This window comes from Polynucleobacter sp. MG-5-Ahmo-C2 (assembly GCF_018687735.1).
In the GTDB taxonomy this organism is placed as follows: Bacteria; Pseudomonadota; Gammaproteobacteria; order Burkholderiales; family Burkholderiaceae; genus Polynucleobacter.
Genome location: NZ_CP061304.1, coordinates 462,193 through 486,338, shown reverse-complemented (window position 1 = coordinate 486,338; position 24,146 = coordinate 462,193). Strand labels below are relative to the sequence as shown.

At 47.1% G+C, this 24,146-nt stretch carries 18 protein-coding genes and 1 tRNA gene; 7 read left to right on the top strand and 12 right to left on the bottom strand.

The genetic code is table 11. The features are described from left to right. Positions 1-2: 2 nt before the first annotated feature. From ligA to smc, 3 genes are read right to left on the bottom strand one after another with little or no spacing between them, the layout of a single operon-like run. Positions 3-2,018, bottom strand: coding sequence for an NAD-dependent DNA ligase LigA (ligA, locus tag C2740_RS02585; RefSeq protein ID WP_215293854.1), 2,016 nt, complete (start codon positions 2,016-2,018; stop codon positions 3-5). A 9-nt stretch (positions 2,019-2,027) separates the two neighbouring features. After that, the gene (locus tag C2740_RS02580; protein ID WP_251369676.1) at positions 2,028-3,086 is read right to left on the bottom strand and encodes a cell division protein ZipA C-terminal FtsZ-binding domain-containing protein; all 1,059 of its coding nucleotides are present in this window, start codon (positions 3,084-3,086) and stop codon (positions 2,028-2,030) included. After that, complete coding sequence (gene smc, locus C2740_RS02575; RefSeq protein WP_215293853.1) at positions 3,087-6,608, bottom strand: chromosome segregation protein SMC; 3,522 nt, start codon at positions 6,606-6,608, stop codon at positions 3,087-3,089. It lies immediately after the preceding gene. A 173-nt stretch (positions 6,609-6,781) separates the two neighbouring features. Here smc and dapD point away from each other — a divergent pair, with 173 nt between their 5' ends. The 3 genes from dapD to prmB are packed head-to-tail and all read left to right on the top strand — an operon-like array spanning position 6,782 to position 9,700. Then, positions 6,782-7,609 carry a 2,3,4,5-tetrahydropyridine-2,6-dicarboxylate N-succinyltransferase gene (gene dapD, locus C2740_RS02570; protein WP_215293852.1) on the top strand — a complete coding sequence of 276 codons (828 nt, stop codon included), beginning with the start codon at positions 6,782-6,784 and terminating at the stop codon, positions 7,607-7,609. Positions 7,610-7,615: 6 nt separating this feature from the next. Continuing rightward, complete coding sequence (gene dapE / locus C2740_RS02565) at positions 7,616-8,767, top strand: succinyl-diaminopimelate desuccinylase (protein WP_215293851.1); 1,152 nt, start codon at positions 7,616-7,618, stop codon at positions 8,765-8,767. A gap of 36 nt (positions 8,768-8,803) precedes the next feature. Beyond that, positions 8,804-9,700: a 50S ribosomal protein L3 N(5)-glutamine methyltransferase gene (prmB, locus tag C2740_RS02560; RefSeq protein ID WP_215293850.1), complete on the top strand. Its 897-nt coding sequence runs from the start codon at positions 8,804-8,806 to the stop codon at positions 9,698-9,700. A 7-nt stretch (positions 9,701-9,707) separates the two neighbouring features. Here the strand turns inward: prmB and radA are convergent, their stop codons facing one another. The 3 genes from radA to C2740_RS02545 are packed head-to-tail and all read right to left on the bottom strand — an operon-like array spanning position 9,708 to position 13,560. Next, the gene (radA, locus tag C2740_RS02555; RefSeq protein WP_215293849.1) at positions 9,708-11,072 is read right to left on the bottom strand and encodes a DNA repair protein RadA; all 1,365 of its coding nucleotides are present in this window, start codon (positions 11,070-11,072) and stop codon (positions 9,708-9,710) included. Positions 11,073-11,113: 41 nt separating this feature from the next. Further along, complete coding sequence (locus tag C2740_RS02550; protein ID WP_215293848.1) at positions 11,114-11,620, bottom strand: hypothetical protein; 507 nt, start codon at positions 11,618-11,620, stop codon at positions 11,114-11,116. Then, entirely contained in the window at positions 11,617-13,560 is a 1,944-nt protein-coding gene (locus tag C2740_RS02545; RefSeq protein ID WP_215293847.1) for a potassium transporter Kup, read from the bottom strand. Before C2740_RS02545 ends, C2740_RS02550 begins: the two co-directional genes overlap by 4 nt. Positions 13,561-13,716: 156 nt before the next feature. On the opposite strand from C2740_RS02545, the gene C2740_RS02540 reads away from it, so the two are divergent. Beyond that, positions 13,717-13,793, top strand: a tRNA-Met gene (locus C2740_RS02540). A gap of 56 nt (positions 13,794-13,849) precedes the next feature. Here C2740_RS02540 and C2740_RS02535 read toward each other — a convergent pair. From C2740_RS02535 to C2740_RS02510, 6 genes are all read right to left on the bottom strand, one after another. Then, positions 13,850-14,389 carry a hypothetical protein gene (locus C2740_RS02535; RefSeq protein ID WP_215293846.1) on the bottom strand — a complete coding sequence of 180 codons (540 nt, stop codon included), beginning with the start codon at positions 14,387-14,389 and terminating at the stop codon, positions 13,850-13,852. A 116-nt stretch (positions 14,390-14,505) separates the two neighbouring features. Further along, on the bottom strand, positions 14,506-14,883 hold the full coding sequence (locus tag C2740_RS02530) for a glycine zipper family protein (protein ID WP_251369675.1): 378 nt from the start codon (positions 14,881-14,883) through the stop codon (positions 14,506-14,508). A 27-nt stretch (positions 14,884-14,910) separates the two neighbouring features. Then, on the bottom strand, positions 14,911-17,385 hold the full coding sequence (locus C2740_RS02525; RefSeq protein ID WP_251369674.1) for a DNA internalization-related competence protein ComEC/Rec2: 2,475 nt from the start codon (positions 17,383-17,385) through the stop codon (positions 14,911-14,913). Positions 17,386-17,389: 4 nt separating this feature from the next. After that, the gene (locus tag C2740_RS02520; protein ID WP_215294277.1) at positions 17,390-18,226 is read right to left on the bottom strand and encodes a TatD family hydrolase; all 837 of its coding nucleotides are present in this window, start codon (positions 18,224-18,226) and stop codon (positions 17,390-17,392) included. 20 nt (positions 18,227-18,246) lie between these two features. After that, on the bottom strand, positions 18,247-18,954 hold the full coding sequence (locus C2740_RS02515) for an ABC transporter ATP-binding protein (protein ID WP_215293845.1): 708 nt from the start codon (positions 18,952-18,954) through the stop codon (positions 18,247-18,249). After that, entirely contained in the window at positions 18,947-20,209 is a 1,263-nt protein-coding gene (locus tag C2740_RS02510; RefSeq protein WP_215293844.1) for a lipoprotein-releasing ABC transporter permease subunit, read from the bottom strand. Before C2740_RS02510 ends, C2740_RS02515 begins: the two co-directional genes overlap by 8 nt. A gap of 67 nt (positions 20,210-20,276) precedes the next feature. Here C2740_RS02510 and C2740_RS02505 point away from each other — a divergent pair, with 67 nt between their 5' ends. The 3 genes from C2740_RS02505 (at position 20,277) to prfB (ending at position 24,135) form a co-directional block, all read left to right on the top strand. After that, positions 20,277-21,251, top strand: a complete 975-nt coding sequence (locus C2740_RS02505) for a hypothetical protein (protein WP_251369673.1) — start codon at positions 20,277-20,279, stop codon at positions 21,249-21,251. Continuing rightward, positions 21,248-23,002 carry a single-stranded-DNA-specific exonuclease RecJ gene (gene recJ / locus C2740_RS02500; protein WP_215293842.1) on the top strand — a complete coding sequence of 585 codons (1,755 nt, stop codon included), beginning with the start codon at positions 21,248-21,250 and terminating at the stop codon, positions 23,000-23,002. The genes C2740_RS02505 and recJ overlap by 4 nt, the downstream gene beginning before the upstream one ends. A 28-nt stretch (positions 23,003-23,030) precedes the next feature. After that, a protein-coding gene (prfB, locus tag C2740_RS02495) for a peptide chain release factor 2 (RefSeq protein ID WP_215293841.1) occupies positions 23,031-24,135 on the top strand; the annotation gives its coding sequence in 2 pieces (ribosomal slippage) (positions 23,031-23,102 and positions 23,104-24,135; 1,104 coding nt in all). The last annotated feature ends 11 nt before the right edge of the window (positions 24,136-24,146 follow it).

Sequence of the window (24,146 nt, the reverse complement as noted above, 5' to 3'; positions counted from 1 at the left end):
ATCTACTTCAGTAACCTCAACATTTCAACTTCATCAATGACCGGTACACCCAACTCTTCAGCTTTAGTAAGCTTGCTTCCAGCATCTGTACCCGCTACAACATAGTCAGTTTTCTTGGAAACAGATCCGGCTACCTTGGCTCCCGCCTTCTCTAGGAGATCTTTGGCCTCATCTCTGGTCATCGTTGGAAAGGTACCTGTAAGAACAAATGTTTTCCCTACTATTACTGCACTAATGATTTTTTCTTCTACGGCAAGCTGCATTCCGGATGCGAGAAGCTGTTCAATCACCTCACGGTTATGCGCTTCTTGCATAAAGCTCATGATCGAATCAGCCACTACTGGCCCAACGTCTTTAACGGCGAGCAGATCTTCCACGCTAGCACCCATGAGAGCATGCATAGACTGATAATGATTAGCCAGATCTTTGGCCGTGGTCTCGCCAACGTGGCGGATACCCAAAGCAAAGATAAATCTAGCTAGGGTGGTATTTCTGGATTGGTTGATTGCCTGAATGAGGTTATCAGCAGACTTATCGCCCATGCGCTCAAGATTGGCGAGAGCTGTAAATCCTAATTTATACAGGTCTGCAGGCGTTCTCACCAGATTTTGATCGACCAATTGATCAACTATCTTTTCTCCTAGACCTTCGATATCGAGCGCTCTTCTGTGGGCAAAGTGAATTAATGCCTGCTTGCGCTGTGCCCCGCAGAATAATCCACCACTACAACGTGCTACCGCCTCATCTGCCAAACGCTCAATATGCGAATCGCATACTGGGCAGTTTGTTGGCATCACAAATTCTGTTGCATTGGCAGGTCTGCGATCTTTGATTACAGAAACTACTTCTGGAATTACGTCACCCGCTCTGCGTACTGAAACTGTATCGCCAATGCGTACATCCTTACGCTTGACTTCATCTTCATTATGAAGCGTGGCATTCGTAACGGTAACCCCACCTACCTCAACTGGCGCCAATCTGGCCACTGGGGTAATTGCGCCCGTGCGTCCCACCTGCACATCAATACCTAAAACCATGGTGAGCGCTTCTTGTGCCGGATACTTGTGAGCCAATGCAAATCGGGGTGCTCTTGATACAAAACCGAGCTTAGCCTGCTCTGCAAATGAATTCACCTTGTAGACAACACCATCAATGTCATATGGGAGAGAATCCCGTTTTTCACCAATCTCGTTATAGAAATTGAGAATTTCTTGTACTGAATTCAGCAGTCGGCGCTCTGAGCAAACAGGCAAACCCAACTCTACATAGGTATTAAGTAATTCTTCATGGGTTTTGGGTAGCCAGGATTGTGGCTCGAGAGCACCTAAGCCATAAGCAAAGAAAGAAAGGGGTCTTTTTGCTGTGATCTTGGAATCTAATTGACGCAAGCTACCGGCCGCAGCATTTCTTGGGTTGGCAAATTCTTTCTCGCCATTCACTGCAGCTTGTTGATTCATTTTTTGAAAGTCTTTTAGATACATAAAGACTTCACCACGTACTTCTAATACTTTAGGAATATTCTTTCCGGTCAACTTGAGCGGAATAGTACGAATGGTTTTGATATTAGCTGTGACATCCTCACCACTGGCACCATCACCACGAGTTGCTGCCGTGATTAAAGAGCCGTTTTCATAACGCAGTGAGATCGCCAGGCCATCAAACTTCAGCTCGCCGGCATAATTAACATGATCTAAGTGCAAGCCTTCGCGACAACGACGATCAAAGGCGACAAGCTCAGCCTCTTCGAATGCGTTATTCAGGGAAAGCATCGGCAGTTCATGAGTAACTGAATCAAACTCTTTTAAAGCGGAGCCCCCCACCCTTTGGGATAAAGACTCTGGAGTAATCCATTCAGGATGGGCCGCCTCAATCTCCAAGAGCTCGCGATAGAGTCGGTCATACTCGATATCAGGAAGAAGTGGGTTGTCAAGAACATAGTAAGCGTGCTCTAGGCGAGCAAGCTCAGATTGCAAGAATGCGTAACGCTCCGCTAAATTTGTCGGACTATTGGACGACAAGATGATTTCCTAGCTAAAGAGTCTATTAGCTGTTGAAGATCCAGCAGGAATACCAGACTTCTCAAGATTGGCATAAAGGACATCGAGATGCTGACGAATACTAACGACAGCGGCTTCACTCAAATTAATACCATTGTCATCAACCAAGCGACCGTGTGAAGCCTGAGCAAGCTCAACACCCTCACCCAGCATCCTTTCAAAAGCGCGCTCTCCTTGAGCAACCAATGGAACCTCAAGTAACAATGTAAATTGCGATACCGGTTTATTTGGATCTAAATCAGCGCTATTAAAAATGAGCGTTCCATTGCTATAGAATTCATATTGCCTGCCGTTGCGAGCCAGTTTGAAACCACGCTGACGCATCAGAGCATCAAAGTTACCCCATGGGCATGACTCATCGAATAAGACATTAATACTCAACTGAATATCGCTATCAGCGGCCATCACATCTAAGTCCTTTGCGCTTTCTAGCATAGTGTTCACGCTAGGCATATCAATTTGAGACCCAAGAGTATCGGCAAGCGCTTGTGCGCGTGAACAGAAATCAGATAACTCCAGTACGCCAATCGCCCCACGGCGACTCGCCAACTGAATCGCTAGCTGTAACTCTGAATAAGTAGACCCCGGCTGAAGTTCTTCCCAATCCTCTGCAGCATCCTGATCTGCATTTAAGCCTTCGCATATCCATCTTGCGGTAGCTTGCACTTGCGAATCCGTCCACTCGCTGATCTCTTCTAAAATCTCTGCTCCAGCAATCGCTTCGTCAAAGCGGAGTGTGATTACACAATCAATGCGGGGATCAATGGAAAATTTTCCTGGGGCGGTGGAGTTTGCGACCGAGGTGACTCTAAAGGTTGGCTCTATACGGCCCGAATCAGAATCGGCAAAACCAGGATCACGACCCAAGCGATCATCTGAAAATTCAAATTGCTCTTTAGCTTTACGACGTGCACGTGCGTATTTAAAATTGAGGATGGCAACTAGCACCAAAATCATTAGCCCAATTACAGCCAATGCGAATTGCAAATCAGACAGGCCCAACATCGTCATGATTTGTTCTACGTACACTTAAGCGGCCTCCACCATCGATACGGCAGATGAGATATCTACAGCCACAATTCTGGATACGCCCTGCTCTTGCATGGTCACACCAATCAATTGATGGGCAATTTCCATAGTGATCTTGTTATGTGAGATAAACAAAAACTGTGTCTTATCTGACATTTTCGCGACTAGCTGAGCATAGCGCAAGGTATTTGCATCATCCAATGGTGCATCCACCTCATCGAGCAAGCAGAATGGGGCCGGATTCAAAAGGAATAGTGAGAATACAAGGGCAATCGCAGTCAAAGCTTTTTCGCCGCCTGACAAAAGGTAAATAGAGCTATTTTTCTTACCAGGAGGTTGAGCCATCACTTGAACGCCGGCATCTAAAATCTCTTCACCTGTCATTACTAACTCAGCGTGACCACCACCAAACAATTCTGGGAAGAGTTTGCCAAAGTGACCGTTAACTTGATCAAAAGTACCCTGTAATAAATCACGGGTTTCAGCATCAATCTTCGCAATCGCATCAGTCAGAGTCTGCATGGCCTCATTCAAGTCGGCAGATTGCGCATCCAAGAACTGCTTACGCTCTCTTGAGCTGGATAGCTCATCAAGAGCCGCCATGTTCACCGGGCCCAAGGATTGGATTTCAGCATTCAAACGGTTCACTTCGGTTTGAAGCGCGCCCACTTTTAAGTCTGGACTGAAATTTGCCTCGAGTGCAGTCAGGTCTGCCTCTGCATCTGATAACAAAGTTGCAAATTGTTCGAAGTTCAAGCGTGCGGCCTGTTCCCGCAACTGCAAATCAACCACCTTATCGCGCATTGGTTGCAAGCCACGCTCAACCTGCATGCGGGCCTCATCAGCCTCGCGCAGTTGATGCAATAAAGCATCCTGTTCTGTGCGAGCATTTGCTAAAGCAGCTTCACGTGCGCTACGCGCTAGCAGCAAACCTTGCAATTTATCTTGCGCCTCTTCATCGCTTAAGGTTGCTAATTCTTGGGAAGCCAAGTCATGTTTATCCTGAATCTCCATGATCTGAGTACGCGCTGTGCTTTGATCGCGTTGCAAATCAGCAATGCGCTGCTGTAATGAGCGAGTTGCAAATGCCGCTTCCTGCGCAGCCATCTCGGCAGCACGTAGAGATTCACGCAAGCGATCACGCTCTTGAGTAGAAAGCTCTAATTTCTCTTGAGCTGACTGAAGAGACTCTTGAAGCCCCTGTTTTGATTGCTCTGATTGCGCAAACTCTGCAGCAGACTGCTCTTGGTTTGTGCTGAGTTGCTCCATTTGCTGACGCAACTCTGACAGCTCACTCTGAATTTGTGCGGCACGCTGGCTATATTGTTCTTCAGCTTGAGTCAGCTGCATTCTTTCAACTTCAAAACCATGCGCCTCTTGAACAGCATGCTCAGCATGAATACGAGCCTGTTCTGCTGCTTGATGCGCTGCCTGATAATTCGCTACACATTGGTCTAGATCGCCCTGCAACTCGCTTTGCATTAGTTTTTGAGCGCGCAATTGCTTCTCGAGACTTTCCATTTCTTGCGCACGAGCCAACATGCCAGCTTGCTCAGAATCTGCGGCATAAAGCTGAACACTTACACGACTAACCAGATGGCCTTGCTGGGTGACGAAAGCGCCTCCAACTGGTAATTTCTCACGACGATGCAAAGCATCCTCAAGACTGCTCGCAATGTAAATATTATCTAACCACTCTTGCAGTACTGAAGTCAGGCGTGCTGCACCAGAACTTTGAACACGAGTGAGTAATGGTGTGAAATCTGCAGGAACTACCGTATGAGCAGGCGTAATTTCTTCGGTTAGCAAAATTGCCAAACGACTTGGGGGTGCGTCATTAGCCAAGGCCAATGTTTCTTGAACACTCTTTGCGGTAACTGCAGCTAAACGCTCACGCAATACCGATTCCAAAGCAGCTTCCCAGCCACTTTCAACTTTCAACTCTTGCCAAAGGCGCTTACTCTCTTTTAGACCCTTGCTTTCTAACCAAGGGCCAATCTTGCCTTGGGCTTGTACGCTTGCTTGCAGCGCCGTGAGCGCCGTTAATTTCGCCTCAGTTTGTGCGAGATCCTGATTTGCAGACTGAATCTTTTGTTGAGCGGCATTCCGCGCCTCGTCAGCAGCTGGTACGCGTTGTTGAGTATCGGCTGCACGCTGCTTAGCCTCATCAACCTTGCGCTGAGCCATAGCTTGGCGATCAATTGCCATTTGCAAAGCCTCAGCATCAGGTCTACGCATACCATCTAACTCACTAGTGAGACGAGTCTCGCGCCCTTTTAATTCATCGGATTGTGCAGACATCGCACGAATACGCTCACCCAAACTTGCTAAGCGCTGCTCAATCGACGCCAAACTCTCACGCACATTGTTTAGCTCGCGCGCAGATGTTTGATAAACCTCTTCACGGCTTGGCATTTGCTCTTGCAAACCATTTAGATTGGTCAATAAGGATTGTTCTTTTTCTTCTGCCTCACTTAATTCATGCTCGGTAGTGCGTTGCGCTTGGGCAGCATCCGTCTCTTGAACGGTCCAACGCTGTAGCTGCGCTTGTAAATCTTGAGTTTGCTGTTGCAAACGCTGGCGCGCTTCTTGCACATAATGAATCTGTGATTCAACTTGACTAACATCAGAGTTAGTTTGATACAAATCACCTTGCGCCTCAGAAACCTTATCTTGTAAGGCGTACTGCTGGGTACGCATAGTCTCTAGTTCGGCTTCAGCATGACGCAGCTTGGCAGTCTGCTCCTCCAAGTTCACCTGGGTATCACGAATACCATTAGCATGACGCTCTTGCTCTTTACCAGCCTCGGTCTGACGAACAAACCAAAGTAACTGCTGTTGCGATTTCATTTGAGTGGAAAGCTCAGCATGACGTTCGGCAACAGTGGCCTGCTTCTCCAAGCGAGTTAATTGCTGATCGAGCTCACGCAAGATGTCTTCAACACGTGTTAAGTTTTCTACAGTGTCTTCTAAACGGGATGCAGTTTCTTTGCGACGCTCTTTATATTTAGAAACACCAGCAGCCTCTTCCAAGAAAACGCGCAATTCTTCTGGTTTTGCTTCCAAGATACGATTGATCGTACCCTGTCCAATAATGGCGTAACCTCTAGGGCCCATGCCAGTACCCAAGAAAATGTCTTGAATATCCTTACGACGCACCACCTGATTGTTGACGTAGTAACTAGAGTTACCATCACGCGTCAGAACCCGTTTCACACCCAACTCAGTAAATGCGCTCCATTGACCCTGAGCTCTTCCGTCTGAATTGTCAAAAAGGAGTTCCACGCTGGCACGACCAGAGGGCTTGCGCAAACCAGAACCATTAAAAATAACGTCCTGCATAGACTCGCCACGCAGTTCACTCGCGCGGGATTCACCCAAAACCCAACGGACGGCGTCAATAATGTTCGACTTTCCGCAACCGTTAGGACCTACAACGCCAATCAATTGGCCAGGCATTTCAAAATGGGTTGGGTCAACAAAAGACTTGAAGCCGGAAAGTTTGATCGATTTCAGTTGCACGGCGTACTTTGCAGGGAAAAAAGGGGTTTAAATAGGGGGTATTAATTAAAGCTGAAGTGGGAAGATGATAGCAAGCTTGGAGCCTCTTAGACGTGTTTTCTCCCCACCGATATAATGATCAATCTACCTCCAGGGGCAAAATCCCTTAACAATCTGATAGTTAACTAAAAAGCATGAGCCAATCACCACAAAGCATCATCGAACAAGCCTGGGAAAACCGCGCAAACCTCTCACCAGATAGAGTGCCGGGCGATGTCCGCGGCGCCGTCAATGCCGTCCTAGAGGGCCTGAATAACGGCACTATTCGCGTAGCTGAACGTCGTAGCGTTGGAAAATGGGAGGTAAATCAGTGGGTTAAGAAGGCTGTTTTGCTCTCCTTCCGACTTGAGGACAACGTCCCTATGGGCGCAGGTGGCTACACCCAGTTTTACGACAAGGTACCCAGCAAGTTCCAGAACTACACCGCGGCTGACTTTGCTGCCGGCGGCTTTCGGGTGGTACCCCCTGCTGTAGCCCGTCGTGGCTCATTTATTGGTAAAAATGCAGTTTTAATGCCTTCTTACGTCAATATTGGCGCTTATGTAGGGGAAGGCACCATGGTTGACACCTGGGCAACCGTAGGCTCTTGCGCACAAATCGGCAAAAACGTTCACCTTTCTGGTGGAGTAGGTATCGGCGGTGTTTTGGAGCCCATCCAGGCTGGTCCAGTAATTATTGAAGATAACTGCTTCATTGGAGCTCGCTCCGAAGTGGTTGAAGGCGTGGTCATAGAAGAGAATGCTGTTCTCTCTATGGGCGTCTATATTGGCCAAAGCACAAAAATTTATGACCGTGAAACTGGTGAAGTGCATTACGGCCGCGTTCCAGCAGGTTCTGTAGTAGTTCCAGGCTCCCTGCCCTCTGCTTGCGGTAAATACAGTTTGTATGCTGCAATCATCGTGAAAAAGGTTGATGCTCAAACAAGAGCGAAGACTGCCATCAACGAACTACTTCGCGACTAAACATTGATGAGCGCCACCCTTGAGCTCACAGAAGCTCTGATTGCCTGTCATTCGGTTACCCCGACAGACGGCGGCTGCCAAGAATTAATCGCAAAACGCTTACAAGCCCTCGGCTTTCATACTGAGAGCGTTGTGAGTGGTCCCGATCACTTTCAGGTGACCAATCTGTGGGCTATTAAAAAAGGTAAAGCTGGTGACCAGGGCAAAGTACTCATGTTTGCAGGTCACACTGACGTTGTGCCAACCGGGCCATTAGAAAAGTGGACCAGCAACCCATTCTCACCAACAATCCGTGATGGCATGCTTTATGGCCGTGGCGCGGCAGACATGAAAACTTCTCTTGCTGGCTTTGTGGTTGCCGCTGAAGAGTTTGTCACGGCTCACCCAGATCATCAAGGCTCTATTGCCTTCTTAATCACAAGTGATGAAGAAGGCCCTGCGAATGATGGCACGGTCATTATGTGCGAGCGTTTACAAAAACACGGACAACGTCTGGACTATTGTGTGATTGGCGAACCCACTTCTGTAGATCAACTCGGCGACATGATTAAGAACGGTCGTCGTGGCTCCTTATCTGGAAAGCTAAAAGTGAAAGGTATTCAGGCGCACATCGCCTATCCCCACTTGGGCAAGAACCCTATTCATCTCTCCGCCCCCGCAATTTCCGCGTTAGTAGAAACCGAATGGGATAAGGGTAATGAGTATTTTCAACCCACCAGCTTTCAAATCTCCAATATTCACGCTGGCACTGGTGCCAATAATGTGATTCCTGGTGAGCTGACGATTGATTTCAACTTCCGATTCTCTACCGAGAGTAAGCCAGAGCAATTGCGTGAGCGCCTTGAGAGAGTTTTAAGTAACGCTAGTCTTGATTTTGAAATCGATTGGGTATTGGGTGGTAGTCCATTCATTACGGGTGATGGTGACCTAGCAGGCGCTTTACGCAAAGCGATTAAAGCGGAGACCAGTATTGATACAGAGCTATCAACCACTGGCGGCACCAGCGATGGTCGTTTTATTGCAAAGATTTGCAAAGAAGTTGTCGAGTTTGGCCCCCTTAATGCTACTAGCCACAAAATCGACGAGTGCGTCATTGTTGATGATGTGGAGCCGCTCAAAAATATTTATCGCAAAACACTTGAGCAACTTATTGCTTAATTGCGAATAGATTCTTTTTAACCAACCCAATTCATTATGGACCCTGAGCCTCAGCAATCTCTTACAGTCAATCAGTGCATTGATCAAATTGCACAAAAACTTGAAGCAGCAAACTTGCATTATGGGCATGGCGCTATTGATGCACAAAGTGAAGCCTTGTGGCTTGTTAGCAAGCAACTGGGGTTAAGTCCAACTGAAACACTGGATCACTTAGAAGACTCCATCACAAACGAGCAACAGCAAAAAGCGATTGCTGTTGCTGACGAAAGAATCTCCACACGCAAACCACTTGCCTACATCTTGGGTGAAGCTTGGCTAATGGGTGTGCCTTTTTTTTGCAGCGAGCAAAGCATTGTTCCCCGATCATGGATTGCAGAACTGATTGTGGATGGCTCTTTGGAGCCTTGGTTACCTGCAGACGGCAAAGCGCTTGATTTATGTACGGGCAATGGCTCACTAGCGGTTCTATTGGCACTCTCTTGCCCCGATATTCATGTGAGTGCATGCGACATCAGCATGCCAGCTTTATCTGTTGCTGCGCGTAATGTAGATCGCCATGGCCTCAGCTCTCAAGTGGAATTAATGGATGGCGATTTATGGAACGCATTGCCTGAGCCCAATGAAGACAATTTGTTCGATCTGATCATTTGCAACCCACCGTATGTAAATGCCAACTCAATGAGTACGCTTCCTACTGAATATCATGCTGAGCCAGTCCTGGCGCTGGCAGGTGGAGATGATGGTATGGATTTAATCAGAAGAATAATTGCGCATGCGCCTGATTATCTATCTGAGCGTGGCGCTATTCTGATTGAGATTGGTAACGAATATGAGAACTTCAAAAAAGCTTTTCCCCAAATTCCAGTGATCTGGATGGAAGTTTCTGCTGGTGAAGAACAAGTCCTATTGATTCAGGCAGAAGACCTGCGTTAGAAAATAATCAGTTCAATTCTGCTGCGGCAGCAATAGCCTGATCAATACGCTCCACCGGAATAAGCTTTAATCCTGGAATCTTAGCCTTAGGCATATTCGCTTTTGGAATAATGGCTACTGTAAAACCCAGCTTGGCCGCTTCTTTTAAACGTTCTTGACCACGCGGGCATGGACGAATCTCCCCTGCTAAGCCAACCTCACCAAACACAATCAACTCTTTAGGTAGAGCGCGATTTCGGATCGATGACTGAATAGCTAGCAATACCGCTAAGTCAGCTGCAGGCTCAGAGATTTTGACGCCGCCCACCGCATTCAGGAATACATCTTGATCAAAGCAAGCTATACCCGCATGACGATGCAAGACAGCTAAGAGCATTGCTAAGCGAGCTTGTTCTAAACCAACTGCCAAGCGCCTTGGATTAGGAACGTGAGCGGTATCTACTAGCGCCTGAATTTCTACAAGCAATGGTCTGCTACCTTCTTGCGTCACTAAAACGCATGCTCCTGGAACCATCTGCTCGTGCTGAGAGAGAAAAATTGCAGAAGGGTTGGTGACGCCGCGCAAACCTTTTTCGGTCATTGCAAATACACCCAGCTCATTAACGGCACCAAAACGATTCTTAATCGAGCGCACCAGTCGAAACGAAGAATGGGTATCACCCTCAAAGTACAAAACAGTATCCACAATATGTTCTAGGACCCTTGGACCAGCTAGATGACCATCTTTGGTAACGTGACCCACCATCAGCACGCAGATACCACTGGATTTAGCGGCTCTTGTCAATTGCGCAGCACACTCACGCACTTGCGCTACAGATCCAGGGGCAGAGCTGAGCACTTCGGAGTACAAAGTTTGTATAGAATCCACCACCAATACTTGTGGCTTAACGGTATCCATAATCGAAATGAGTTTTTCTAACTGAATTTCTGCTAAGACTTCCAATTGCGGAGCATCTAATGCAATTCGTTTTGCACGCAAGGCAATCTGGGCAGCCGATTCTTCACCACTACTGTAGAGCACATTCATACCGGCAGAACTCATCTCTGCTAAGGCTTGCAATAACAAGGTTGATTTTCCAATACCAGGATCGCCGCCCAAAAGAACCACGCCGCCAGGAACTAAGCCGCCGCCCAAGACGCGATCAAACTCTTCAACGCCGGTACTGAATCTTGGCAAGTCCTCAGCAGTAATAGCAGAAAGTTTTTGCCTAGGCAAAGATTGCGCCAACCCCTGAAAACGAGAATTAGATGTTGTTTCAGGCAAGCCCTCTTCCATCGTGTTCCACGCCTGGCAAGATGGGCATTGTCCTTGCCACTTTGCAGAAGTGCCGCCACAAGACTGGCAGATATAAACCGTTTTGACTTTAGCCAAGAGTTGCCTAGTAATTAAATTGAAAGGTAATGAATCAGAAATTAATCGAGCTGTGTACCAGCTTTATTTTCTTGTGCACGCTTAGGTGCATCTTTACGACGTTGCTCTAAATCCGCCGCCCTTTGAGCTGCATCTTGTTGCTTCTCGGTAAACTCACGCTGATTATCTGCTCGCTCAGCCGCCTTCTCAGGAGAGGCACGCTCAGCAGCACGCTTAATGTCTTCTTGATCTTTTAAGTTCTTACGTAATTTTCTTTGCACTTCATGCAATGCAACTTCTTGCTGGGTAATGGGATCGATCTCTTTGCGATATTGAGTTCTAGCACTACCTAAGCAATAGTTGACCCAGTAGTTTTGATAGCACTCAGCGGATGCCTTACCCCAGCGGTACTTAGCCCACTCACGCTGCAATTCCAGTTCTTGCTCAATTTTGTCCAGCTGCTCTAGCTCCGCCTCTTCAGCCGGGGTCGCCAAGACTAAGCCACTGAAAGAGCAGACTATTAGAAAAATTCCGAGGAATATTTTTGAGCGCAGAACAAGACTTCTCAAATTTCCACCTTCGCGCCCAATTCAACCAAGCGATTCGCAGGAATCTTAAAGAAGTCTGATTGACGACCCGCATTTTGATACATCCAACAAAACAAACGCTCACGCCACATCGCCATACCTGGAATTTCTGTTGAAACAATAGTGTCACGAGACAAGAAGAATGAGGTACTCATTAAGTCAAACTTCAGACTGGAAGATTTTTCAATCAACCCGATAATCTGACCCATGTCTGGCGTTTCATTAAAACCATAAACTGCGCGCACTACATAGATGCCATTTCCAAGATCGCGCAAGGTAATGCGCTCCTCATCTTTTACGTATGGCACATCCCAAATGCTTACCTTCAAGAAGAAGACTCTTTCATGAAGTACATGGTTGTGCTTCAGGTTATGCATGAAGGAAACTGGGACGTAATCAACGTGCGCCGTTAGAAAAATTGCTGTGCCCTCCACACGATGCGGTGGATGCATCATCAGGGCGTCAATAAAGCCTTTGAGTTCAATGCCATTGCTCATTGCATTCTGACGCAATATTTTGCGACCCTGATACCAAGTCATCAAGAACATAAAGCAAACGGCGCCTAAGAGTAATGGGAACCATCCACCCTCCATAATCTTCAGCAGATTTGCAGTCAAGAAAGCAAAGTCAACCACCAAGAAAGCGCTGATGACGAAAGTAACCAGGAAAGTATTCCAACGCCACACTACACGCATCACAATCGCAGCTAAGAAGGTAGTAATGATCATTGTGGTGGTCACAGCAATGCCATAAGCGGCCGCCAAGTTCTCGGATTTCTTGAATGCCAAAACGACAACAATCACCAAGACCAACAAGGCCCAGTTAACCAAGGGCATGTAAATCTGACCGATTTCTCGATCCGAAGTGTGACGCACTTTCATTCGCGGCACAAAGCCAAGCAAAATAGCTTGACTAGTCATTGAAAAAGCACCTGAGATAACGGCTTGAGAGGCAATGACTGTTGCCAAGGTAGCCAAAATAACCAGTGGGAAAACAAATGCCTCTGGAACCATCAAGAAGAAGGGGTTGCCAATCGTTTCTGGATTACTCAAAAACATAGCGCCTTGGCCAAAGTAATTTAAGAGCAAACTCGGCATGACAATAAAGAACCAACCCATGCGAATGGGCTTCAGCCCAAAGTGGCCCATGTCGGCATATAAAGCCTCAGCACCTGTCAATACTAGAAATACAGCGCCCAAAACAATGAAGCCTTGCAATGAATGCTCAATCAAAAATCGAATGGCATAAATTGGGTTAACCGCAGCAAAAATAGCGGGATTCTCAATAATTTGATACGCACCCATTAGCCCGATAGTCAGAAACCAGACCATCATGATCGGGCCAAACAGTTTACCCACAACATCGGTGCCTGTTTTCTGAATCACAAAGAGTGCTACCAGAATAAAAATGGTGATTGGCATGACATAGCGGGCCAGATCGGGGGATATCACTTCCAAACCTTCAACTGCAGAAAGCACTGAGATGGCTGGGGTAATGATGGCGTCACCATAAAACATGCAGGCACCAAAGACACCCGCCATTACAATAAGATAAGAGCGCTTTGATCCAGAGGGCGCTGTTCGCAATGCAAGCGCCATCAGCGCTAAGATTCCGCCCTCACCATGATTATTTGCACGCATCACAAACAAAACATATTTTAAGGAAACCACAACGGCAAAAGCCCAGAAGACCATTGAAATAACGCCGTAAACAGCATCAGTGGAAAATGGAATGCCATGCTCTGCACTAAAACATTCTTTAAGCGCATACAAAGGGCTGGTGCCAATATCGCCAAAGACCACACCAATCGCAGCAAACATCAAGGCTACTGAAGCGCCTTTTTTATGAGGGTGATCACCGCGAGAGATCTCAACGGGCCTTAGCAAGGATGATTCGGAAAACTCAGGATTACTAACCGACATTAATAGACCTTATTGCAATGTTGTGTCGCAATATGTTACTCCTTATGAACCCCTCTTAAATGACGAACTACATCCTCAAAAACCGCTTTTTTATATTCCTTTTGCAGGAATACCTCGACAGAGACCCCCAAAAAATGCTAGAATCTAAGACTCAGACGCGGGGTGGAGCAGTCTGGCAGCTCGTCGGGCTCATAACCCGAAGGTCGTAGGTTCAAATCCTGCCCCCGCAACCAGTAATTCAGTACTAAGCCCTTAATTTTTAAGGGCTTTTTGCTTTTAGCACTGCTTATTAGTTCTTAGGGCCGTCAACAGCCTGCAAATAACCCTTGATGTACTGGGCTGGTACAAATAAATCACTACTCACACCAGTTTTTGAAGAGATCGTGACCTGGAATCCCTTATCCAGGTGCTCGCGTAAGAAAGTATCGGTCACTTGAATGGCCATCAACTCCTTATAAACACATCCCTGCTGCTCACAAACGCCAGCCTCTCGGGACACCACTTTAAAAGTGCTCGCAGGTTTATTGAGCAAATTCGCCGATTCGTAATAACGCCATGGGGAGAAGTAAGTCAATAAAACCAATAGTTCGTATGTTTTTGCGCCCTGGTTAGTTTGCTCAGCTCTGAGACTAAACATTTCATAGGTATTAGCGGCATCCATTGTATTAATCGGAGGGCCTTGATAGATCTTTCCACCATCACTCGGATTAGTGCTAATGATGGTTGAGCGGTAAACATCATTCACTTCCCAAGCACCAACAACTTTGTCGTTGCCCCTACATGCTTGTAAACCAAAACTCACAACGAGTAAAAAAATGATTCTGTACATATCTAAATCCCCTTAAGTCTGGAAATCATACTATCGACCGACTAAAGAGGGATCTAATGTCGCTAGAAAGCCTGCGATAAGCATCTCCATTTTTAGCTTTACTCTATATTAAAGGTTTAATTTAAAACCTTATAACCCCTGCCTCCTAAACAGCGCTTAACAACCGCTTCTTGCGCTTGGTTACCAGTAAATGCCCCACCTGCACCACCAATCACTGCGCCAGCACCAGCAGCCTGAACGATGCCAGTCTTATTGCCGCCTGTAACCAGCCCTAATAAGCCGCCAATAACCGCTCCCGCACCTGCGCCTTTTGCAGCAGTCTCACCCATTCCTGACTGCTCTTTGGCATACGTCTGACACTCTTGCAAATCCTTTTCATAAGCAGCTTCGTTGACGCCCTTCATATCCACGATTGGACGAACATCAGCACCCGCACAGCCGACTGCTGCAATAGCAACTAAAGAACATAATGCCAATAGCTTATTCATATTCATTACCTTTCTACTGAATTAACCAGGGGTTTAAGGATCATTCTCTAAACCCCTATGCCATAAACGATTTATATCATGTCGCCAAAATTGAGTTGAAAAATTAGACTTATTTTTAAACGTCCAAATTTGCGCCCCCGTTATAGGGGTTTGATAAAAAGGGATTCTTAAATCGCGATATCTTGCGCTAACAGTGGGATGTGGATGGCCATAGCGATTACGATATCCATTCTGTGCAAACGCCTGATCAGGCTCTAAATTGCTAAGTAAGTCGAGTGACGAAGAGGTTTTGCTTCCATGATGTGGTGCCATCAAAATTAATTGCTTATCACCAAGCTCTCTCAGTCTTGTCTGATTTAGACGCTCCACCATCTCAGCCTCACCCTGCTTTTCTACATCGCCAGTTAACCAGAAAGAGGAGTTCTGGTTACGCACCTCAAGGACACAACTCATTTCATTTGGTTTTCTAGAATATTGCTTCTCAAAAAGCGTTTCTTCATGTGGATGCCACACCATGAACTCAACGCCATCCCAAATCCAATGCTGCCCAAACCGACAAGGAATGCTGGGAACTTTTCTATCTTGGAGATTTTGTAGTAAAGGATTGTTACGGGGTAATGAGCCCATCATTGAATCAAACTGAATATGCTTTATGAGCGAAGCAGCCCCACCAATATGGTCGCTATCGCTATGACTAATCACCATTCGATCAATTTGATCAATGCCCCTGCCCCGTAAATAAGGCAAGATCACGCGCTGGCCTGCATCATCCTTTTTTCCCTGTATAGGCCCAGTGTCATAGAGTAATTTTCTATTTGCTGTCTCAAGCAACACTGCGGTACCTTGACCAATATCTAAAACAGTTGCCCTGAATTCACCAAAAGCTAAAGAGTGCTTGTGAGCAAAACCAAATTGCGGTACAAATAAAAGAGTCGATAAGGACAACGCTAAAGTGCGTAAGCCCCAGTCGTGAACCACACTTCCGGGACGAATGGCGTAAACAATGCCAACACTAGATAACAGCACGATCCACCACTCGGGTTGCCGCGCCCAAACTACTGACCAGTTCCAGCTAGCCATCCAGCCCAAGGCAATCGCCAAATATTCCATTGCCAAATGAGCGGGCAATAACAGCCACCTACCAATAAATTCTGGTAACAATGCCCCCGCAATTGCTAGAGGAGTAACAACATAACTAACCAAGGGAATAGCAAAAGCATTGGCCAATGGCGAAACTACCGATACTTGATAAAACCAATATAAAGTAAATGGTAGCAAGGCAATAGTAACAACCGCCTGAACTCGGCAAGCTTCACGAAGGGCTTGTATTAAACGATGAGTCCAATGAACCTCGAACGCTTTGCCAGTGGGGATGCCTAACAAACCAGCTGAATCCCCCATGGCGTACAAGATTGCGGCGACTGCGCCAAACGATAACCAAAATCCTGGGGTGTATGGCGCCATTGGATCAACCAGCAAAATAAATGCTAAAGCCCACCACCATATATCGAATGATCTGGGATTTCTGCCAGACCACAGTGCAAATGCAACAACACCAACCATATACATCGTTCTTTGTGCTGGAATCTGAAAACCCGCCAACCAAGCGTAGATAAATGCAGTCACAAATCCAACGCTAGCAGCAACCTTACCAACTGGAATCAATAATGGCAAAGAACGACGCCCCCAAATGAATGCAGCTAAGGATGCCCCAACCCCGGCCAACATGGTGACGTGCAGTCCTGAGATTGAAATCAAATGACCAATACCCGTTGCATTAAATATTCGCCAGTCATCTTGATCAATCGCATTTTGATCACCCATTACCAAGGCAACAATTACCCCAGCATAGCGAGCATCTGTTGGCAACATTGCTTGAATCTTGTTGCGCAGATGCCAGCGGGCAAGCTCCATGCGTAACTCAAATTCTGCTAATCCAATATCTTGAGACAGCAAAAGTTCGCCTGACCGCACTGAGCCGCTAGCACCAAAGTCTTGATGAAAGGACCATCGCTCAAAGTCAAATGTATAAGGATTAAGGGATCCGTAAGGTCGTTTGAGCTTTACCTTTAGCCTCCAACGTTGTCCTGGAAAGATCTCAGGGATTTCCTGTGGATTTCTCCAGGCAGGTTGCCAACTTAAATAAATTCGGTGAGGAAGCTGTGCTGCAGAATCATCCACTTCAAATGCAAACTTAGCGCCAAGAAAATTCCCTTGGGGTAATGCTGCTATACGGCCCTCTATGGTTAAGTCTTTACCTTCCATTTCTGACGGAAGGATATTTCCCAATCGATTCTCGGCATAACGTGCATTCCAGGCAAATCCAAGCGTGAGCATCAAAATGATGATTGCTAATTGACGAATTCGGCTCGATGGCAGACTGATATAAATAATGCAAGAGCAGATTGTGCCAAGAAAAAAACTTCCCAACATCCAGTGAGGCGGAATGTTTGGTAAAAAGAAAAGAAGTGACCCCCCGGCGATGAACGCCGTAATTGCAAAGCGCAAGGGTTTAAGAGGCTAGCTTAGAGTGAGGGAAGCCAGCGCAGAGTGCTGACCAACGCGGTAATACTTGCATGGCATTGCGCCAAACTGCTGAAGCAAACTCAAGCTCATTTATCCCCCGAATAGATGCCAGCTCCCTCGCAATACGAGGCAAAAAAGCAGGTTCATTGAAGGCAATATGCTCTTCTCTCAACCATGCTGGAGGTATATCGGGCGCATCAGTTTCTGTAATGATGCTATCAAGCGGTAATTCAGCCAAGAGCCTTCGTATTTGCAAAGCCCGCCCATAAGTAGCGGCGCCACCAAATCCCAACTTAAAACCTAGCTCAATAAATTGCTCGGCCTGCTGAAAGCTGCCATTAAATGCATGCGCAATCCCACCCGGTATTTTACGACGACGCAGTGCTTTCAAAATAGCATCTTGCGAACGGCGCACATGCAGAATCACTGGTAGTTGAAACTGTTGCGCTAAATCCAATTGCGCATTCAAAAAATATTCTTGCTTATGGGGATCCAAGCCCTCTACAAAATAATCAAGGCCAATCTCACCAACACCAACAAAGCGAGGATCAGAAAGAGATTGGGTAATTGCTTGTTCAAGAATGGCGATATCGCTCTCTTGAGCCTGATTGGTATACAGGGGATGAATACCAAGCGTATAGGCCAACCCCGGAATTTGCTGGCCGTATTGATTTGCAAGCTCACGCACTTGCTGGCAATCACCCGCTTTGACTGCAGGCAATAGGATTGCCTGCACATTTTTATCGACAGCAGCCTGAATGACTTCAGTCAAAGTCTTGGCAAACTCAGGCGCATCTAGATGGCAATGGGTGTCAATCCACATGGGATGCGTTACTCCCATGATCATTGCGAAAAAGTCTTTAGTACTCCGCGCTCTAAATGCAAAATACGATCGCAACGTTTAGCGCGCACCGGGTCATGCGTCACGATAACAAAGGCGGTACCCTGATCGCGCGCGATATCTAACATCAAGTCAAATACACCATCAGCAGTTTCAGTATCAAGATTACCCGTTGGCTCATCTGCTAAAACACATGCGGGGTTACCGACCAAAGCTCTGGCTACTGCCACGCGTTGTCGTTCGCCGCCAGACAATTCACCTGGTGTGTGCAACTCACGCGCAGTCAAACCAACCGCCTTCAATATTTTGCTGGCACGATCCATGGATTCATCATTACCCAAACCACGAATACGTAGGGGCAAGGCTACATTCTCAACAGCACTAAATTCATCCAAGAGATGATGGAACTGATAAATAAAACCAAGACTTTGATTACGCAGTTGATCTAACTTTTTGACAGATAACTGCTTTAAATTCGATCCGGCAAGGACTACTGAGCCAGCACTTGGGGTGTCTAAACCACCCAGCAAATGTAGCAAGGTGCTTTTGCCTGAGCCAGATGAGCCCACAATAGCTACCTTCTCTGAAGGTGCGACATCCAAGTCAATTGCCTTAAGAACTTCTACTGCGGTAAGGCCTTGACCATAGGTCTTAGCCAAATCTCTAGCCATGAGAACTACATTACTTTGATTCTTCATAAGCTCATTCATAGCGTAAGGCCTCCGCAGGTTGCACTTTGGCAGCACGACGACTTGGGTAGATGGTGGCTAGTACGGATAAACCAAAAGCCATGAAGCCCACAGTTAACACGTCATTCAATCTGACATCCGAAGGCAGTTCACTAATAAAGTACACCTCACGCGGCAGAAAGCGCACGCGAAAGACTGCCTCAATGGCAGGGACGATGACATCAATATTCAGCGCGATCAATAAACCCAAGACAACACCAGCTAAAGAACCGAGTATGCCGATTGCCAGACCTTGAATTAAGAATATTCTCTGAATTAATCCGGGGCTCGCGCCCATTGTTCTCAAAATTGCAATATCCGCTTGCTTCTCATTCACAGTCATCACTAATGTAGAGACTAGATTGAATGCCGCCACTGCAATAATCAGAGTCAGAATGATGAACATCATCTTCTTTTCAGTTTGAACCGCAGCAAACCAATTGCGATTAGAGCGTGACCAGTCAGTGACCCATAAGGCTTGAGGTACTACAGCGGCTAGTTGGTTAGCGATCTCAGGTGCGCGCTGCATATCATCTACCTTAACGCGCAAGCCAGATGGATCGCGTAAGCGTAGTAAGGCAGCAGCATCTTTCCAATGCATAATCGCTAGGGAGCTGTCATATTCATAATGCCCGCTATCCACGATACCGACCACCTGTAGCGTGCGCATCCGCGGCATTGCACCAGCCGGCGTTAAGTCACTCTCGGGAACAATTAAATTAATACGGTCACCTACGTGAGCACCAACCAGCGCTGCAAGTTGAGCGCCTAAGGCAACACCAAATCCGCCTGGCTGGAGATCGTTAATACTGCCAGCAACAAATTGTTTTGGTAGATCAGAAACTTTTCCTTCTTCGCTAGGCAGGATGCCTCGAATAGCCACGCCACGCATCACGTTCTCGCGACTGAGTAAACCTTGAGAGCTCACCATTGGCGCAACACCAACGACATGCGACTGCGTAGCAACTTTAAGAGCAAGCGGCTCCCAATTGGCCAACCCTTCTGGCGCAGTAATTTCCACATGAGAGAGGACAGACAGCATACGGTCACGAACCTCCTTCTGGAAACCATTCATGACGGAGAGCACCACGATCAGAGAAGCAACCCCTAGAGCAATGCCGGCGGTTGAGATTCCGGAGATAAAGGATAGAAAACCATCGCGCTTACCCACCGTCTTGCGACGCTTGGATCGGGTGTAGCGCAGGCCAATTTCTAGCTCTATAGGAAGTCTCAACATAGCCACAGTTTAGTGAATTACCAAGGCAAACTGATGGAATACTGAAATGCCACCTAAAATCAGGGGAATGTCTGCAAATCCCACCTCCCTTCAAGGCGCCCAGAGTACCTTACGGCGCTTTACCCTGATGCTATCAGGCGAGGATGCCCTTGACTCTGAGGAAGAGCAGGCAATGGGTGATTGTCCAGTTAAGGGACTCCCGCATGAACGCTATTTATTAGGAAATCTAGTGCCACTGGCACCAGTCTTGCTGTTAGGCCAAACATCCCAAGTGGTAAATCCCTCTGAAGTCATCGCCTGCTTACAGCCCATTCATCTCCATGCTACGCGCGATCACCTTATTTTGATGGGGCAAAACCAGATCGATCTGACGCAAACTGAATCTGCCGAACTTCTAAAAACTGCTCTGCCATATATCGAAGAGGATTTTCAAAATCCGATCCTGTTTCAAGGACAGCACTACTGGTTCATTTCAGCAGGCCCATTTGCAAGTCTGGCAAGCTATAGCGTTGATCAAGCACATGGTCGTAATATTGATTGGTGGATGCCGCGTGATAGCAGCGAGGAGGGTATCGCAAAACGTTGGCGTAAATTACAGAATGAAATTCAGATGCTCTGGCATATCGGCTCTGTTAATGAAGAGCGCCAACAACGCGGCATGCCAAGCATTAACTCCTTGTGGATTAGTGGTATTGGTAAATTGAGTGATGCGCAAGTACCACTGGCAGTTCAACAGTCGCAGCACCTCTATGGATCACACCACCTGCTGGCTGGGTTGGCAAAACTACTCCATACCCCCCATTCAAAAGAATTCAACACCCCCGTAGCAGGATCTTTTGCTTGGCTAGACAACCCTGAGGTGGTATGGCCCACATTGAGTGCCGCACTGATGAAGAAAGAGTTAGATGAAGTCATGATCATTGACTTTCCCAAAGGTAAAACTCGTGAGCGCATCTTCAGAGCCAAACATTTACATAAAAAATCCTGGATGCTCTGGAAAAAAACAGAGCCCCTCACCTGGAAAGAAATCATTTCCACATGAGTCTATTTTCTCAGCGCCCTTTTTCCGAACGCACTGCCAACTGGTTACAGCAAAGTGGCCTCCATCCGTTGCTTGCAAGACTATATGCAGCACGTGGTCTTCAGACACCTGATGAACTCTCACTCGATTTAAAGCAATTACTCTCGCCAACAGAGCTAAAAAATTGCATCAGCACGGCATCTTTATTAGCAGACATTCTTGAGCGTAAAGAGCCTATGCTCATCGTTGCAGACTATGACTGCGACGGCGCTACCGCTTGTGCTGTTGGATTGCGGGGCTTACGTATGCTGGGTGACCCTGAGACACCCATTCAGTTTCTGGTTCCAAATCGATTCACTATGGGGTACGGCCTTACCCCTGAAGTGGTGGAGCTTGCTGCTGAACAAAACCCTAAACCCAAATATCTCATTACGGTTGATAACGGCATTGCGAGTGAGGCTGGTGTAGATCGCGCCCGTGAGCTTGGCATGGAAGTGATTGTTACAGATCATCATCTCCCTGGCGACCGAGTTCCCAAGGCAACTGCTATAGTCAATCCCAATCAAGCTGGCTGCAGCTTTCCTAGCAAAGCGCTTGCTGGTGTTGGTGTGATGTTCTACCTACTCGTTGCACTTCGGGCAGAGTTGCGCCAGCGTGGCAAGTTTACAAATGAGACCCAACCTAAAGTAGAAAACTTATTAGACCTCGTTGCTTTAGGAACTGTTGCAGACGTGGCGCAGTTGGATCGCAATAATCGCGTGCTTGTTTCGAATGGCTTAAAACGTATTAGAGCCGGAATTTCTCAGTCCGGTATACAGGCCTTATTTCAAGCGGCAGCACGAGATCCTCGTAAAGCAAACACTTTTGATTTAGGCTTTGCTATTGGCCCGCGCCTCAATGCTGCTGGGCGCCTGGCTGATATGACGCTCGGCATTCGTTTGCTATTAACTGATAGTACAGATGAGGCGATGACGCTTGCTCAAGAGCTCGACCGCATTAATCGTGAACGTCGCGTGATTGAAACAGGTATGCAAGAAGCAGCCCTTGCTCACCTGGCTGAAGATCAGCTGGCTGGAACAATGGCGCAGCGTACGAGCATCTGTCTGTGGAATCCAGAATGGCATCAAGGTGTCGTCGGAATTGTGGCATCTCGCCTAAAAGAACGTTTTAATCGCCCCGCCATTGTTTTTGCTCCTGACGGCAACACTGGCGAAGAGTTGCGCGGCTCCGGCAGATCATTGACGGGATTTCATTTAAGAGATGCCTTAGATTTAGTTTCTAAGCGTGAGCCAGGACTCATCCTCAAATTTGGCGGCCACGCTATGGCAGCTGGCCTAACGATTCGTAAAAGTGATTTTGAAAAGTTTGATGCCTGCTTTCAGGAGGTCGCTAATAGTCTATTGACGGATGAATTATTGGAGCGTCGTCATACTCACGATGGCACTCTTGAAGTCTCTGAGCTCACCCCTGAAATTGGCGACCTACTTGCAGAAGAAATCTGGGGTCAAGGCTTTCCACAGCCAGTCTTTTATGGGGAATTTGAGATTGCCCAGCAAAGCCTTATGAAAGAAAAGCACTTGCGACTGATGCTCCTTCCGGTTGGGGCAGCCTCTGGTAATAAGCCTATCACTGGCGTTTGGTTCAATCGCACCCAAAGCCTGCCCGCCAAAGCCAAATTGGCTTATCGCCTAGTGACAGATCGCTATCAAGGGCAAGCTCGCGTCCAACTGATGATTGAGGCCCATGACGAGAGTGCCGAGACCTCAAGGTAAAGAGCAATAACCCCCTTATAATCAGGGGATGGAAGCTGAACAACTAAACACTATTTCTAATACCTTGTCCGATCTGCTCACCCGCGAGCAAGCTCTTCGGGGGTATCTTTGACTTCGAAGTAAAGTCGCGTCGCCTTACTGAAGTTAACTCAATCCTTGAGGATCCCACCATTTGGGATGATCAAAAGAAAGCGCAAGCGCTGGGCAAAGAGAAAAAATTGCTCGACGGCGTAGTTGCCACTCTCACAGATTTAAATACCAATATCACCAGTGCTCTTGAGCTATTCGATATGGCTAAAGAAGAAAGTGATTTTGAAACCATTTCTGCCATCGAACAAGACGTGGAAAGTTATAGCAAGGTCATCGGCGATCTAGAGTTCCGTCGCATGTTCCACAATGAGATGGATTCTTGCAATTGCTTTATCGATATTCAAGCAGGTGCCGGTGGTACCGAGGCTTGCGATTGGGCAAGCATGCTTTATCGTCAGTATCTCAAATACTGTGAACGCAAAGGCTATAAAACAGAAATCCTCGAAGAATCTGACGGTGATGTTGCTGGCATTAAGAGTGCAACTATCAAGGTCGACGGTGAGTATGCCTACGGACACCTTCGCTCTGAGACTGGTGTACATCGCTTAGTGCGCAAGTCACCTTTTGACTCCTCCAATGGTCGCCACACTTCGTTTGCATCTATTTATGTATACCCAGAGATTGATGACTCCATTGAGATTGATGTCAATCCTGCTGATATTCGGACAGACACCTACCGCGCCTCTGGTGCCGGCGGTCAGCATATTAATAAGACTGACTCTGCGGTTCGTTTAACCCACCTACCCACAGGTATTGTGGTCCAGTGCCAAAATGACCGTAGTCAACACCGCAACCGTGCGGAAGCCATGACCATGCTCAAGTCACGCCTCTACGAACATGAGATGCAAAAGCGTCGCGCAGAACAGGATAAATTAGAGGCGAGCAAAACGGATGTGGGCTGGGGTCATCAAATCCGCTCTTATGTTTTAGATCAAAGCCGCATTAAAGATTTACGTACTAACGTTGAGATCTCTAATACTCAAAAAGTATTAGACGGAGATCTTGATGCCTTTATTGAAGCCAGCCTGAAGCAAGGCGTTTAATTACTCACGAA

What these genes read in the sequence shown, in the direction of transcription:
- dapD (WP_215293852.1), top strand. Translation starts at nt 6,782, where the DNA reads ATGAGCCAATCACCACAAAGCATCATCGAACAAGCCTGGGAAAACCGC.
- dapE (WP_215293851.1), top strand. Translation starts at nt 7,616, where the DNA reads ATGAGCGCCACCCTTGAGCTCACAGAAGCTCTGATTGCCTGTCATTCG.
- prmB (WP_215293850.1), top strand. Translation starts at nt 8,804, where the DNA reads ATGGACCCTGAGCCTCAGCAATCTCTTACAGTCAATCAGTGCATTGAT.
- C2740_RS02545 (WP_215293847.1), bottom strand. Translation starts at nt 13,560, where the DNA reads ATGTCGGTTAGTAATCCTGAGTTTTCCGAATCATCCTTGCTAAGGCCC.
- C2740_RS02535 (WP_215293846.1), bottom strand. Translation starts at nt 14,389, where the DNA reads ATGTACAGAATCATTTTTTTACTCGTTGTGAGTTTTGGTTTACAAGCA.
- C2740_RS02530 (WP_251369675.1), bottom strand. Translation starts at nt 14,883, where the DNA reads ATGAATATGAATAAGCTATTGGCATTATGTTCTTTAGTTGCTATTGCA.
- C2740_RS02520 (WP_215294277.1), bottom strand. Translation starts at nt 18,226, where the DNA reads ATGTGGATTGACACCCATTGCCATCTAGATGCGCCTGAGTTTGCCAAG.
- C2740_RS02515 (WP_215293845.1), bottom strand. Translation starts at nt 18,954, where the DNA reads ATGAATGAGCTTATGAAGAATCAAAGTAATGTAGTTCTCATGGCTAGA.
- C2740_RS02510 (WP_215293844.1), bottom strand. Translation starts at nt 20,209, where the DNA reads ATGTTGAGACTTCCTATAGAGCTAGAAATTGGCCTGCGCTACACCCGA.
- C2740_RS02505 (WP_251369673.1), top strand. Translation starts at nt 20,277, where the DNA reads ATGTCTGCAAATCCCACCTCCCTTCAAGGCGCCCAGAGTACCTTACGG.
- recJ (WP_215293842.1), top strand. Translation starts at nt 21,248, where the DNA reads ATGAGTCTATTTTCTCAGCGCCCTTTTTCCGAACGCACTGCCAACTGG.